We start from the raw sequence: 14,863 nt of genomic DNA on the forward strand, positions 1-14,863 counted from the left end.
AGAAAGCGAGCGTTTGTCAATAGTCTGAGACTGATTCAAAATGAATCAGTCTTCTTTGATGACTTAACTTTTCGAATTAAGTTAATTGCCAAGTATGCTAAAACCATAAAAACAAGATAAATTGTTGCATAAAACCAGTACTCTTTATTGGTAAGTTTATTACTTAGGAGACTTAAAATGAAGAATGTTGTAAATGAACCTAATAATAGCCCAATAAATGTTTTTAACCTCATTACAATGCACCCCCATTAAAGTAATTTTAAGTATTTTAAAGAAACCCTTTTACAGTCTATATAGTTCATTATTGGTAAGAATATTCCATTCTAACCTTTCTAGAAGCAAAATTAAGCTCTTTCTATACACTACTTCCCTATAAAAAAGACTGATTTAATCGGTCAACAGTCTGATACTCTTTTACTATATTGGACTCCAACATCAATTAGTTCACTTATAAACTCTTTAATATTTCCTACTAGGACACCGCCATGTCCAGTACACATTACACTACTTTCAAATTGATTTATTTTTTTTAGTCCACCTAGAAAACATTCTAAGTGTTCTGTTGAGACTCCACCATTTCTCAAATACTTTACCCACTCATTTCTAAGGTCATCTCCTTTAGAGACTAGTCCATCCTTTGATAAAGGATCACCGAAGAAACATAAGAAATCACCTGTAAAAACTACTTTTGATGGGCGATGGTAAAATACGACCGAACCTGGAGTATGGTATCCAACTAAATCATATTCAAACTCCTTTATTACTTCAAAATCTTCCAGGTCATTACTAAATTGACTTAATTCATGTGAATCAATCAAATTATTATCATTTGAATGGATAAATTTCTTAGCGTTTTTAAAAATACTAGAACCTTCAATATGATCTTCATGTCCATGTGTAGCTAAAAAGAGATGGACGTCTTCTGGAGTTTTCCCCAATTCAACCAGAGCTTTCCTAAGATACTTAGAGTGGGTCCCTTTTCCTGAATCAATGAGAGTAACTCCATTATCTTGAATTATAAAGTAGCAATTATTATATGACTTCCATTCGGTATCCCATATCGCTAAAGCGTATATGTTATCTACCACACGTTCAAAAGAAACTTCCACGTCTTCACCTCCAGAATAGATAGCATTCCATAATTAACTAAAAATCGGTCTGAAATACCTACATTATAGTGTTCTATATTTGCGACTAATCACCTTTTATCAATATGTTATCTAGTCATAATGAATAAATATTATGAAAATTTAGCAGAATTAATGGGTCTTATCCACTAGATCAAAAATACATAAAAAATAATTTTAACTTTTCAGAAAAAAATAGATTAGAAAATAAATATGCTATAATCTTTCTAATTTTATAAATATAGTCCTGGAAGGAGAGTTTAACGTGGAAAAAGAACTAAATTTAAAGAAAAATATTGGCTTTTTCGTATCAACGTCTTTAGTAATCGGTACAGTAATCGGTTCTGGAATCTTTATGAAACCTGGGATTGTATTGTCTTCAACTGCTAACTCCACTATGGCTCTTTTAGCGTGGATTATCGGTGGTGTTATTACACTAGCAAGTGGATTAACGATCGCTGAAGTAAGTGTAAAAATCCCGAGAACTGGTGGATTATATGCTTATATAGAAGAGGTTTATGGTGAGAAGTGGGGATTTTTATGCGGTTGGGTACAAACCCTCGTCTATGGACCAGCTGTTATGGGTGCTCTTAGTCTTTATTTTGGCTCTTTGTTGGCAGATTTTTTCGGTTTTCAGGGAAGTAGCAAAGTTATTGCTATTATCACGATTATATTACTTGGTGGTCTAAATATACTAGGCACTCAACTTGGTGGATTTATTCAAACAATCTCTACTGCTGGTAAACTAGTTCCTATTATTTTAATTGCTGTTTTTGGTATTCTTCAAGGGGACGTATCAGTTTTTAATGCAGATAGTGGTAGTTCTACTCAAGCACTTAATATGGGCGCAGCAGTATTAGCGACTTTATGGGCATATGACGGTTGGATGAATGTAGGTTTTATGGCAGGAGAAATGAAGAATCCTTCAAAGACTCTTCCTAGAGCAATTATTTCCGGTATTGTTATTGTTATTTTAGCTTATCTTTCTGTTAATATCGCAATGCTACATGTTTTATCTGCTAGTAAAATTGTTGAATTAGGTCCTAATGCAGCTACTGCGGCAGCTTCTTCACTATTTGGTAGTATTGGTGGAAAAATTCTTGCCATCGGAATCTTAATTTCTATTTTTGGCTGTTTAAATGGCAAAATTCTTACATTCCCAAGGGTTACATTTGCAATGGCAGAACGAAACTTCCTACCTGGTTCAAAAGTATTATCTAGTATTCACCCAAAATTTAATACGCCAGTAGGCTCAACAGTTTTTCAAATTGTTTTAGCATTAGCAATGATGATATTCTGGAACCCAGATCGACTTTCTGATATGGCTATATTTGCAGTTTTCTTATTTTATGGACTAGCATTTAATGCAATCTTCATATTACGTAAAAAAGATAAAGGTGGAAATAAATTATATAAAGTACCTTTATACCCTATCACTCCGATTGTGGCAATATTAGGTACACTTTACATCATCGGTAGTACGATTATAAATGCCCCAATAGATGCACTTGTATCAATTGGTATTGCAATTGTTGGTTTACCTGTTTATTGGAGACTAAAATCGACTATTAGAAGCGAAGAAAAATATAAAGCAAGTTAATATATAGATTAATAAAAAGCAGGTAAAAGACTTCAATATCTTTTACCTGCTTTTTTATGTCTCTATTATTTATGTGCAAAAAATACTAATTGAACTAAGAGTAGTACTGCAAATATATATACAAATGGGTGTACGTCTTTAAATTTACGTTTAACGATTTTCATGATTGGATAAGAAATAAAGCCTAAAGCAATACCGTTTGCAATACTTGATGTTAATGGCATACTAACAATGACTAAAAATGCCGGGAATGCTTCTTCAAAATCATCCCATTTAATCTCCGAAATACTTTTAATCATTAAACAGCCAACAATAATTAAGCTAGGCGCTGTAATTGCGGCAACATCTGATACTGAACCAATCATTGGGCTAAAAAATGCTGCGATTACAAATAGGACTACAACAGTTAATGATGTTAAACCAGTTTTTCCACCAGCACCAACACCTGCAGAGGATTCTACAGTTGCTGCAGTCGGACTTGTTCCTAACATTGCACCAACTATTGTTCCAATTGAATCAGCAGAGAATGCACTTCCTCCCTTTTCTAACTTACCATTTTTGATAAGACCTGCTTGTTTAACGATTGCTAGTAAAGCTCCTGTTGTATCGAATAACATGACAAGTAAGAATGAAAAAATGACACTATAAAGTCCATATTCAATAATGTCTTTCACTGAATCAATTGGGTTGTATACTAAAATTCCTTTTGGTAAATGTGGCATAGCAACAAAACTATTTGCAAAATTTAACTGACCTGTAAAATATGCAATTAGACCTGTCGTAATCATCCCTAGAAATAACGCACCATTTAAGTTAAGTGCCATAAATACAATTGTTATTAGTAGACCGATCAATGTAAGTGCAACTTTAGGAGAACTAAAATCACCAATTTGAACTAGATTAGCAGGATGATCTGCGACAATACCTGATAAACGCAAACCAATAAAGGTAATAAATAAACCAATTCCAGCAGCAATTGCATGCTTTAAGTTAGCAGGAATTGCTTGAATCAATTTTGTTCGGAAAGATGTTAAAGAAAGTAGTAAAAATAAAATTCCAGTAATAAAAACAGCAGAAAAACCTACTGAATATGGGAGATTATGTCCCCCAATCACAGAATAAGTAAAATAGGCATTTAACCCCATTGCTGGCGCTATAACGATGGGATAATTAGCTATTAAAGACATCGTTAAAGTACCAATAATGGTTGCTAGAATAGTAGCTAAAAATGCCTGGTTAAACGGTACACCTGCGTCCTTTAAAATCATTGGATTGACAATAATGATGTACGCCAAAGTTAAAAATGTAGTTAAACCAGCTAATACTTCAATTTTAACTGAAGTATTTCGTTCTTTAAGTTGAAACATATGATGACTCCTTTATTATATTAAAATAAAAAAACTGCCCGCTTTTCATGAGAAAAAGCAGGCAGTTTTACATTGTAAAGAAAACAAAAATCCAGAGCTCTTCCTCATAGTCTAGCAGTTTACGGGCGCTAGGTAGAAACTCTTGAACCTTATTTTCAAGTTTATATGAGAAAATATTAATATATTTTTTCTATCATACGACCTGCCTTACAGTCTGTCAATAAAAAACATTTTTGTTATATAATTTAGAAAATATTATAATGAATGTGGATAAAATAGTAGTAACAATTTAAAAGTACTTTTTAGTAATAGTCGAATGGTATTCTCATTAAAAAGCTATCTATGTTATTCTGAAAGTATAATTTAGAATTTAAGGGGTTGTTTAACATTCGTTTAAATAAATTTATTAGTGAGTCTGGAAAGGCTTCGAGACGTGGAGCGGATAAGTTAATTAGTGAAGGACGCGTAAAATTAAATGGTAGAGTAGCAAAAGTCGGCGATCAAGTTGAACCTGGTGATGAAGTAATTGTAAATGGTGAACATATTAGACTAGCTCGAAATCATGTTTATATAGCCTTAAACAAACCAGTTGGTATAACTAGTACTACTGAAAAAGGTGTTAAAGGGAATATTGTTGATCTCGTAAACCATCCATTACGTATCTTTAATATCGGAAGATTGGATAAGGATTCTGAAGGCTTGATTCTCCTTACAAATGATGGCGATATTGTAAATGAAATTTTACGAGCTGAAAATAGACATGAAAAAGAATATATTGTATCTGTAGATAAACCAATAACGCCTGACTTTTTAACTAAAATGTCCGAAGGGGTAAAAATATTAGGTACGAAAACATTACCATGTGAAGTTAAACAACTTTCAAAATATGATTTCCAAATCATTTTAACACAAGGTTTAAATCGTCAAATTCGACGTATGTGTGAAGCGCTAGGTTATGAAGTCTGTCGATTACAACGAACTCGAATTATGAATATTCATCTAGGCAATTTACCAATTGGTCAATGGAGAGACTTATCTAAGAAAGAAAAAACTCAGTTATTTAGAGAATTAAATTACGAACCAAATGAATGGTAAACTTAAAAAAAGACTGTTTCAATTTAATTGAAATTAGTCTTTTTTGTTCAATTAGGGGTATCCTTATATTTGTATGATTTGAATTCCTACAAAAAAAGAAACCACTATTAAGTAGTATTTAATAGTAGCTTCTTTGGGATATATGATTATAAGCCTAATTGACTCTTAATCGTTTGTAACGTTTGGTTATTATAGATTGTTTTCGGTGTAGGCGCGTTTTGAACTGATGGATTTTGCTGTAAGTAATTTTTCTCGATAAAAGCAAAATCTTTTGCATTTACTGTTCCATCGAAATTGATATCAGCATTTAAATTGTTTGTTCCCCAGTAATTTTGGACGTAAAGTGCATCTTCTACATCGATTACGTTATCTTGGTTAACATCTCCACCAACTAAGTTAACGTTAATTGAATCCGTTTTACCATATAGTTCGCCTTTGTATTCGAAACCAAATTTCTTTGTTTCCTTTGTAATAAAGTGTCCAGGTACATTAACTTCAAATGTATATGCATCTTTATTTAGAGGAAGTGGTTCTATATTAAAGCGTCCACCACTACTAATTAAATTAGTCGCGTCTAGATTATAGGCTCCATTTGTTACTTTCATCGTTGCGCCTACTTTTGTCCAATTACGGTATCCAGTATATGATTGACCTTCAACTAAGTACCCCTCTGGTATAATATTGCCTTGCACTCGATTAAATCTTGATTTTAATTGGAATCGTTTACCTGCATTTAATAGCTTAACTGCTTGACCATTAGCATCTACTATATTAGCTGATGGGTTAATATAACCTATTGGATAGAAAAGTTGATCTTGTACTTTTACTTTTACGTTTACTATTTCTGCACGGTCAAATACTATCGCTTCTTTAAAAGTGACTTTTATTTTATTACCAGTTACTTGAATGGTTGCTTTATCCTTGAATTTATCCGTTAAAGATGCTTCAACAAGATTAACATAAGGAACACCTGCAGCCTGTGCATCATCAAAATTCCATGTTGCTTCTTTAACACCTTGTAAGTTGTCTAATACTAGAGATGCAGACAAGATATCTCCTGATCTAGCTAACTCTACATTATGTTTCGCGTATGAGACAGGTGTACCTTCTTTTACAAAGTAGTATTCCTTCCAGTTTGCTTGATTTCCAGCTGCATCGTAACCAATTAAATTAAATGATAGAGAATTAACACCATCAACCATTTCTACCTCATCAATCCACTTACCGTTTTTGTCCATTTTAATTGGACCGTTTGGAAAAGGCATGCCATACGTAAAGATTGCAAAGTTCGATGTTTCATCTAAATTCATACCTGCATTCTGCATTTCAGTTAAAGCATTATCTATTATTTCCATTTCAAATGGAACTGTCTTTTGACCCGGTTTATACTCAATAAACGGTGAATCTGAATCTAGTGAGCTTTTTACTTTAGGTGTATCAATATCAATAAATACATCATCAAAGTCTATTTTTTGTTTTCCACTTGGTAAAGTAGTAACGTATTTTAATTTATAGTGACCAGGTTTAGCAACCGTTGTTTCTTCAGAGATAGGATGTTTTTTATCTCCCGTAAACTTGTTATACTCCCCACTAAACGCTTGAAGGAAGTAGTCATTATCCGTTGGTCTTCCTTCTAGATTAAGTGTACCGACTAATCCTAAATCTTCATTCGTTTTTCCGTCTTGCAATATGACATCTAGTGTATTGATTGGTGAACCTAAATTGAATTTCAATAATACTGTTGTTGTGCGATAACTGTCATACCCATGATTATAATAAGAAGGTGAAATAGCAGGCGTTAGTAGATTTAGCATATCAAAGCCTTCATCTGATTTCTTAAAACTAAATGGGATACGATATTGCTCTGTTTTATCTTCACTATTTGTTATTAAAACATAGCCTTCATAAAAACCTATTTTTGCTGTAGATGGAACCGTTAATGTTGCTTTTACTGTTTTAACGGTGTTCTTGTCCACTTTAATTGAATTACTAATATCTAGAACAACCCCGTTCTCTTGTAATCCATTCTTACCATTTGCATTATCCACTACTTTTACATCAAATGTATTCTTTTTATCGCTATTGTTTTTAAACTCAATGTCTTTCTTTACTTTTAGTTGTGAGTCATTTTTAACAACTTGTTTACTGAAACTTAACCCTCCAGTTTCATTTTTTGCTTTTAATAATTCGTTTCCAACCGGGATTAATGTCTCATCTTGTACTTTTATTTCTGTTTGGGTGTGAAGAGCTTGATATGGATCTACACGACCTGCTCCTACTTCAAACACGCTATAATCTCCATTTAGTTTATCAGCAGTGTTCATAAGGATTGATTTAACATCTGCTGGCTGAAGGTTTGGATTCTGTCCGAGTAATAACGCCGCAACACCAGCTGCAAATGGCGATGCCATAGACGTTCCATCCATTCTTTGGTATGCATATTTATAGTCTTCTGGTGTATTATGATTTGCTATATATGAAGGAACCGTAGATAGAACACTTACACCAGGTGCTGTGATTTCAGGCTTCATTTGGAAGTTACCGTTAACTGGTCCTCTTGAGCTAAAGTCCGCTAGCTTATCACCTTCAGTAGACTTTTCCTTTAGATTTGCAAATGTAAAAATTGTATTTCCATTTGCAATTTTCGCCTTTAATTCTTCTCCTGCTTTCTTTGTCATTGAGAATGCAGGAATATATTCCATTGACTCACCTAAGTTATATCCAACATGGCCATCCCCATTGTTGTACATAATGACAGCTTTTGCTCCGTTTTGCTTTGCAAACTTAACTTTATCAACTAGTGCAAAATTCCCACGTTGAACGAAAGCAATTTTCCCGGTAACATTTTTATTTTTGTAATCATCCAATGTTCCTAATCCAACATCTACTAGTTCAAGAGATTTTCCTTCTAAACTATTAAAGTGATCAGCGAAGCTCCTAGCCATACTAACAAGATCAGTTGACCATCCGCCTTCCACTTTACCTTCAAATGTTGAAATTGTCGTTGGTACATCACTAGCTCCTACTGTTAAAGCAAATGCTGCCGTACCTGGTGAGCCTAAAGTATAAGCTTTAGGTCCACTGTTACCTGCTGAAACTACCGCTGTTACGCCATTTAGTACAGCATAATTTATTGCCGTACTTGTTGGATAATATGGATCATTAATTCCTGCTCCTAACGAAAGGTTAATAACATCCATACCATCTTGAACTCCTTTATCAATCCCTGCGATTACATTTTCAGATGATCCGCTTCCGTATGGACCAAGCACACGGTACATATATAGATCCGCGTCAGGTGCAACTCCTTCTACCGAAACTTCACTATCATTTTTATTTTGTCCAACAATTGTCCCTGATACATGCGTACCATGCTCAGTATAATAAGTACCATTACCATTACTTTCAGGTTGGTTTGATGCCTGCCAGTCTTTGTAAGTAGCTTCCATTGGATCATTATCATTATCTACAAAATCGTATCCGCCTTTAAAAGCGTCTTTTAAATCAGGGTGGTTATAGTCAATACCAGTATCTAGTACCCCTACTTTAACACCTTTACCTGTTATTCCTTCTTTATGTAGCTTGTCCACGTTTAAATAAGGAATACTATCAACTGATGTAGTTATTTTACTTCCAACATCTGTTGGAACATCTTCTTTAATTGGATCAATATTAAACGTTACATCTTTATAAATCGTTTTTACAGCATCTGACTTTAAAAGTTCTTTCACTTGATTTGCAGGAAGTGTAATCGCTGCACCATTAAATGCTGTTTTATACGTTTTTGTAATGACAGGAGCGTTTTTCTTTTCCTTAACCTTAACGAACTTTCCTACATCTTCTTTAAAAACCTTGTGCTCTTTATCAACTTGTGCTTGTGCTGATGTTTTCGTTAAAGTCTTTCCATCAACTGCTGCTTCTAATACTGCAACATTACTAGGATCTGAATTAAACTGAACGATGACAGAGACGTTTTTATCAGAATTTAGTTCACCTTCCCCGAATCCTTGAAGTCCTTCTTGATTGTTTAATTCTAGTTGTTTTAATGCTTCTCTTTGCTCTGGTGTAATTGAAGCTAAAATTTCTTCTGCTTTAGAAGTTGCTGCTTTTGCCGTTAAGTATGACTTTGCACTAAAAGGTGAAATAAGCAGACTCGTTGAAAGAGCAAGTACTGCCGAGTGCTTTGCTAATGTTGTTACCTTCATAGACTTCATCCCCCACTTTTCTCTGTATAATTAAAAAATTCTTACTATTTCAATAGTAATAGCATTTAGGAAAAATGCATATTGTGTTATTTTTAATCGAAATTTTGGTCATTTTGTAGGTTTTTTTTCCTAAAAAGCATTGAAATTTGAAAGAAAATTTCATTAAATATTAAAAAAACATGAAATTTTGCTGAAAAATTTGTGTTATTTTTAATTTAAAATGAAAGTATTTGACTTTAAAAATTTCTAGTTATAATAAATGAATAGGTATTTCAAAGTCTTTGTACTTTCTAGTTTCTTAGATTTGCGTTGCAATGGACATTCGCAAATTGTAGGAATGTAATCTTGCACTGACGCAAAAAACTTCATAGTTAATCATCTGGAATTAGAAAAGGAGAGAATATATGCTTGAAGGCGAAATCATTAAATTTTATCGTAAAAAAGCGGGATTGACACAAGAGGAATTAGGAAAAGACATTTGTACCGCTACCCATGTAAGTAGAATTGAAAGAGGGGAAACCCGATATTCTGAAGAAATCATTCAACTGTTCTCTCAACGTCTTCAAATTGACATTAAAAATGAGATAGCCACTGTTCAAAATATCGAGAAGAAACTACAAAAATGGCATAATGCAATCATATTAGAGCGAATGAAGGATGTCATAATCATAAAGGAAGAATTAGAAAGCATTCACTATATTAACACATCCAACTATGCTACCTATTATCAGCTATTATTAGCCCGCTATTTTATTTTAAGTAAAAATACAGATAAAGCAGATCGCATTATTAATCGGATCGAAAAAGATTCTCCTCCTATGTCAACATATGAAAAGAACCTACTCCATCACGTTAGAGGGATCTATTATTTAACCCAATATACACGACTAGGAAATGTAAATAGACAAATTGCGCTCCAAGAATTAAAAAAGGTCAATATAGAGGAATATGGAAATAAAGAATATTACTATCATCTCGGGTCAGCCTATCATTGGACTCAGTCTAAGGTTATGGCATATTTCTACGGTGAAAAGGCATTTAGATATTTTAATAAAACAAATAATTACACGAGAGCAATTTTGGCAGAATCCCTAATGTTAGTACAATTAAAAGACAGTACACAACTAGATTTTGAAGAAATAGTAGTAAGGTATGAAAGTTTAATTGAGCATAGCGAAGCTTTAGGACTTTTAGATAAAAGAGGAATGATCTTACATAATTTAGGTCTAATGTATTTTTGGAAGCGAGACTTTAAAAATGCACATATCTATTTTAAAAAATCTATTGACGAAGCTGATAAACAATCATTGCCATATTTAAATCGTTTATACAACTATTTAGATAATGCCGGGGAAGGAAAGATTCTATCAACAAATGAATTGCTAGAAGAAGCATATGAAGGACTTGCTCTTTCTGAAAAAGCTACAAATGATTTATATAGAATTCTCTTTAAGATTTTAATTTTACGTTTTAACGAAAATTATGATGAATATTATGAGTTCATGGAACAAACTGCATTTCCTTTCTTTAAGGAACACCACCATGTTACACATTCAAGTAAGTATGCAAAGTTGCTCTATTCGTACTATGTTAAGACTAAGCAATATGAGAAAGCAGTTCATACTGGAAAAATGTTTATTAGTGGTAATTAGTTAAAACGGATAAGACAGTATAGATTTAAGGGACTGATTCTATTGAGTCTGTCCCTTAAAATGAATTTTAGTGAGTCTATCATTCTAGTAAAATTAATGTACAAGTAAGTCCTTCTCTAACTGATTGTATTCATCAAGAATAAAACTAATTAGCTTCCTGTAATCTGATAATTCTGAATATTTAACAAGCAACTCTTCCACAGAGTGATCTTGGAGGAAGCTTTGTAGTTCAACTGCTTCATGATCATCATTATTTTTATAGAATAGCGCAACTGCAATTGCTTTAACTAAATAGTTAGGTGTTATCCCAAAGTTTATCAACTCTCTTGCCGGCTTAATAAAACGGTCATTTGCTCCTAATTTACGAATTGGAGAACGAGCAACACGAGATAATTCATCTGAAATATATTCATTATCGAATCTACCTATTATTTTTTTAATATAAGCGCTATGTTGATCTAAGTCAAAGTTATATTTTTTAACTAATAACTTTCCTGTTTCATCTAAAATAGAACTAACAGTATTCCTAATATTCTCATCAGAAATTGCTTCTTTAATCGTTTTATATCCGTAGAAATTGCCTAAATATGCAGTCGCTGCGTGACCAGTGTTTACGGTAAATAACTTTCTTTCAATATAGGGAAGTAAATCCTCTACATAAGTTACACCATCAATTGCTGGAACTTCACCGATCATTTTTGATTGATCAATTACCCACTCATAAAAAGGTTCAACTGCCACTAATAATTTATCTTCATGACTTTGAATTGGTACGATTCGATCTACTGCAGCATCCGGAAAACTGACCGACCGTTCAGTTTTTTTCTTCTGAGCTAATGTCATATTTAAATAAACTTCATCTCTTAAAAAAGTACTTCCACCTATCATATTCTCACATGCAATTATATTTAACGCTTTATCTGAATTCTCAACTCTTTCAATTAATCCCTCTGCAATTAGCTTTGCTATTTTAGGAAGAATTGAGGGACCTACTGCTGTCGTTACAATATCAGCCTGTGAAATTACTTTTGCAACTTTTCCTGGATCCTTCAGGCTGTTAATCCCCCTTACATTTGTTATCTTTATTTCTTCCTGAGTACGATCTGCTAGCATGACAGTATATGATTTCTTCTCATTCAGTTCATTAATAATCTCTTCGTTTACATCAACAAAACAAATCTCGTACCCTGCTTTGTGTAATAATTGTCCTATAAATCCTCTTCCAATATTTCCGGCGCCAAAGTGTACAGCTAACATTTTACTCCTCCTCGCTAAACATTAAAATTAGTTCCTCTTTTGATGTGGCTGCGACCAATTTATGTACATTTTCTTCCTCTGAACAAAGGATTGCAATTTGAGATAATAGATTAAGATGCTCATTATCTTTGCCTGCAATACCGAATACTACCTTTACGATATTTCCGTTTCCAAAGTCTACTCCATTAGGAATTTGAAGAACCGAAATTCCAGATGAGATTACCTCTTGCTTTGACTCCTCAGTTCCGTGTGGAATCGCAATAAAGTTCCCCATATAAGTTGTTAAAGACTCTTCTCTTTCAATCATTTTTTCAATATAACTTTCTTTTACATAACCGTTTTTTACTAAAAGATTTCCTGCTAAACGAATAGCTTCATCTTTTGTTCTCACATCTACATTTAATAAAACATTATCTGTTGGTAATACTGTCTGAATCATTTATTAAACCCTCAATTCTTAAATCTTTTTTGTAAATTTTCATATAACGCATAGCTTAGTTTGTTATATATATCTGTATAGTTATTAGATGTAAAAATCCGTGTTGATTCTTCATCTTCAATAATTGTTGAACTAATTGTACTCAACACCTCTAATTGACCTGTTTGCATATCAACTGGAGCTAGTAATAATAATAATGTATTGATTTTTATTGACGAATGGTCCATTGCTTTTACTATCATTGGCTCATGAAGCAAAAAGGATAAAAACACTGGTTGCATAACATATTCTGAACGACAATGATACAGTGCTATGCTAGTTCCTGGTATCCCTAGTCCACCCTTCTTTTCTCTTTCTGTAAGTTGATTTGTTACCTCAAAATAATCACCTATTAATCCTCTAACATTTGCTTGTTTGCATACTTCCAATAATAAAATAGAAGAGGTTGGAATAAACGGTAATGAAATTGTCTCAAATGTATTCAAAATATGGAGTACAGTTTCTGAATACTGATGAACTATTTCAAGATTTTGTTTAATTAATTCTGGCGTTTCTAGCTTGATCTGCTTTTGGAGCTTTTTGTTTTGGAGCTTTCTTAATAGAGTTGCTTCCGTTGTAAGAGAGTTGCGTTTTATTTCATCACGAATCTGCTCTGCCTCATTCTTTGGCAATAAAGGATTTACGGTAATATATTTTTGGGAAAATCCCGGCATCTCAACTGTAGATAAAATAATGTCATATTGGTCAATTTGAATATTTCTTAAGTTTGCTAAAGACGATACTTCGATATCTGTTATTTCTTTTATCTCTTTTTTGATTCGACTCGCTAACATTTTAGAAGAACCGATTCCACTTGAACATAATACAAGCGCTTTAACCTCTTTACTGTTATCATAGATTACTTGAGATGAACCAAAATGTAGGACAAGATAAGCGATTTCCTCAGTTGGAAAAACAATCTTTGGAAAAGCTTCTTTTAATCCTTCTTGAATGATCTTAAACATTGCAGGATAATCCTCTTGAATTTGACTTGCTAAAGGATTATTTGCATCTAGTTTTTTTTGAATTCGATAGATTGCTGGTTCAATATGGGTAATTAGTCCTTCAAATAAGGCTTGATCTTCTTCAAAATTTATTTCAAGTTCCTTGGATACATAATTGATTAACTTTTTTGAGCCTACGACGGTTTCCGTACTGCTCTCTTCTAGCCAATCATTTTTTTCTTGACGCTGCCTTGCACCTAATAAGTGCATCGTGATATACGCTTTTTCAGCACTTGGGATATTAACTTTAAACACTTCTTCTAATTCATTAACAATCTGACTTGCGATATTAAATTCTTTAGTGGTACTTAATTCCTCAAGAACCACTTGATCCATTTTTACGACTTCGCCTTGAATAATTCTTTCAATTGCAAGAGATAAGTGAATTGTAAATGTCATAAATGCACTATCAGCTAGAGAATAAGGTAATTGTTGTTCAATATCCCGAATCATTTTTCCAATCATGGTGAGTTTTTCTAGTTTTATTATTTCTAATAATCCATTTGAGAATCTATTCTCTGATTCATACTCATCTTCCACTACAGATAAAAACTCATATTCATTTAATTGCTGCGCAATTAGATGTCCTAGGGCTTTTCTTTTTTTTCGTTCCGAACCTAGTAAAGCAATGCCGTACCCTTTCTTTCTTATAAGGTCCAAATCGAACTCTTTTAACCATTCTTCTACTTTATTGAGATCGTTACTAACTGTAGCAACGGTAACATGCAAATCATTTGCTAGTGAGCTTAGTTTAATAGATTCTGGTTCTTTTAATAAGGAACATAGAATTAACTCCTGTCTTTCCTTTTGAGTAAACTCCTGCCCACTTTTTAAAATTGCAATTTGGAGCTCATTTTTTTGCTCAGGTGTCCCTTCTATATACATTCCAACACCTAATACCTTTTTTAAGAAAAGGTTATGAGCAGAGGCAATACTTTCGACTCCTTTTAGTTCCCGTTGTACGGTTCGGCTACTAACATTTAAGTTCTCTGCAATTTCTTGAACATTGATTCCGTTTGGATGATCTAACAACAAATTAATGATTTCTCTTTCTCTTGCTGATATATACATATATACC

10 protein-coding genes and 1 riboswitch are annotated in these 14,863 nt (G+C 33.1%); of the genes, 3 read left to right on the top strand and 7 right to left on the bottom strand.

Annotated elements, in window-relative coordinates:
* Positions 1 to 35 precede the first annotated feature (35 nt).
* Both COJ46_RS07445 and COJ46_RS07450 read right to left on the bottom strand, forming a co-directional pair.
* Complete coding sequence (locus COJ46_RS07445) at positions 36 to 233, bottom strand: hypothetical protein (RefSeq protein ID WP_097975065.1); 198 nt, start codon at positions 231 to 233, stop codon at positions 36 to 38.
* Between the two features lie 162 nt (positions 234 to 395).
* On the bottom strand, positions 396 to 1,109 hold the full coding sequence (locus tag COJ46_RS07450) for an MBL fold metallo-hydrolase (protein ID WP_176522493.1): 714 nt from the start codon (positions 1,107 to 1,109) through the stop codon (positions 396 to 398).
* Positions 1,110 to 1,392: 283 nt separating this feature from the next.
* Here COJ46_RS07450 and COJ46_RS07455 point away from each other — a divergent pair, with 283 nt between their 5' ends.
* On the top strand, positions 1,393 to 2,727 hold the full coding sequence (locus tag COJ46_RS07455; protein ID WP_097975062.1) for an APC family permease: 1,335 nt from the start codon (positions 1,393 to 1,395) through the stop codon (positions 2,725 to 2,727).
* Positions 2,728 to 2,792: 65 nt separating this feature from the next.
* On the opposite strand, the gene COJ46_RS07460 is transcribed toward COJ46_RS07455, so the two are convergent.
* A complete protein-coding gene (locus tag COJ46_RS07460) occupies positions 2,793 to 4,094 on the bottom strand; it encodes an NCS2 family permease (RefSeq protein ID WP_098565811.1) in 1,302 nt (433 codons plus the stop codon).
* An 87-nt stretch (positions 4,095 to 4,181) separates the two neighbouring features.
* A riboswitch (purine riboswitch) is annotated at positions 4,182 to 4,283 on the bottom strand.
* A gap of 189 nt (positions 4,284 to 4,472) precedes the next feature.
* Between COJ46_RS07460 and rluF the strand changes: the two genes are divergently transcribed.
* Entirely contained in the window at positions 4,473 to 5,189 is a 717-nt protein-coding gene (rluF, locus tag COJ46_RS07465; RefSeq protein ID WP_176522492.1) for a 23S rRNA pseudouridine(2604) synthase RluF, read from the top strand.
* A 146-nt stretch (positions 5,190 to 5,335) separates the two neighbouring features.
* Here the strand turns inward: rluF and COJ46_RS07470 are convergent, their stop codons facing one another.
* Positions 5,336 to 9,394, bottom strand: coding sequence for a S8 family serine peptidase (locus tag COJ46_RS07470; RefSeq protein WP_098565812.1), 4,059 nt, complete (start codon positions 9,392 to 9,394; stop codon positions 5,336 to 5,338).
* 404 nt (positions 9,395 to 9,798) lie between these two features.
* Between COJ46_RS07470 and COJ46_RS07475 the strand changes: the two genes are divergently transcribed.
* Positions 9,799 to 11,046, top strand: a complete 1,248-nt coding sequence (locus tag COJ46_RS07475) for a helix-turn-helix domain-containing protein (RefSeq protein ID WP_097975056.1) — start codon at positions 9,799 to 9,801, stop codon at positions 11,044 to 11,046.
* A 93-nt stretch (positions 11,047 to 11,139) separates the two neighbouring features.
* Here COJ46_RS07475 and COJ46_RS07480 read toward each other — a convergent pair whose 3' ends face one another.
* The 3 genes from COJ46_RS07480 to COJ46_RS07490 are packed head-to-tail and all read right to left on the bottom strand — an operon-like array spanning position 11,140 to position 14,856.
* On the bottom strand, positions 11,140 to 12,303 hold the full coding sequence (locus tag COJ46_RS07480) for a mannitol-1-phosphate 5-dehydrogenase (protein WP_097975054.1): 1,164 nt from the start codon (positions 12,301 to 12,303) through the stop codon (positions 11,140 to 11,142).
* Position 12,304: 1 nt separating this feature from the next.
* Positions 12,305 to 12,742: a PTS mannitol transporter subunit IIA gene (locus tag COJ46_RS07485; RefSeq protein ID WP_097975052.1), complete on the bottom strand. Its 438-nt coding sequence runs from the start codon at positions 12,740 to 12,742 to the stop codon at positions 12,305 to 12,307.
* Between the two features lie 11 nt (positions 12,743 to 12,753).
* Complete coding sequence (locus COJ46_RS07490) at positions 12,754 to 14,856, bottom strand: BglG family transcription antiterminator (RefSeq protein WP_098565813.1); 2,103 nt, start codon at positions 14,854 to 14,856, stop codon at positions 12,754 to 12,756.
* Positions 14,857 to 14,863: the final 7 nt, after the last annotated feature.

Origin of the sequence: Bacillus sp. AFS077874 (assembly GCF_002566505.1) — a bacterium.
Lineage (GTDB): Bacteria > Bacillota > Bacilli > Bacillales > Bacillaceae_G > Gottfriedia.

What these genes read in the sequence shown, in the direction of transcription:
- COJ46_RS07445 (WP_097975065.1), bottom strand. Translation starts at nt 233, where the DNA reads ATGAGGTTAAAAACATTTATTGGGCTATTATTAGGTTCATTTACAACA.
- COJ46_RS07460 (WP_098565811.1), bottom strand. Translation starts at nt 4,094, where the DNA reads ATGTTTCAACTTAAAGAACGAAATACTTCAGTTAAAATTGAAGTATTA.
- COJ46_RS07470 (WP_098565812.1), bottom strand. Translation starts at nt 9,394, where the DNA reads ATGAAGGTAACAACATTAGCAAAGCACTCGGCAGTACTTGCTCTTTCA.
- COJ46_RS07475 (WP_097975056.1), top strand. Translation starts at nt 9,799, where the DNA reads ATGCTTGAAGGCGAAATCATTAAATTTTATCGTAAAAAAGCGGGATTG.
- COJ46_RS07480 (WP_097975054.1), bottom strand. Translation starts at nt 12,303, where the DNA reads ATGTTAGCTGTACACTTTGGCGCCGGAAATATTGGAAGAGGATTTATA.
- COJ46_RS07485 (WP_097975052.1), bottom strand. Translation starts at nt 12,742, where the DNA reads ATGATTCAGACAGTATTACCAACAGATAATGTTTTATTAAATGTAGAT.
- COJ46_RS07490 (WP_098565813.1), bottom strand. Translation starts at nt 14,856, where the DNA reads ATGTATATATCAGCAAGAGAAAGAGAAATCATTAATTTGTTGTTAGAT.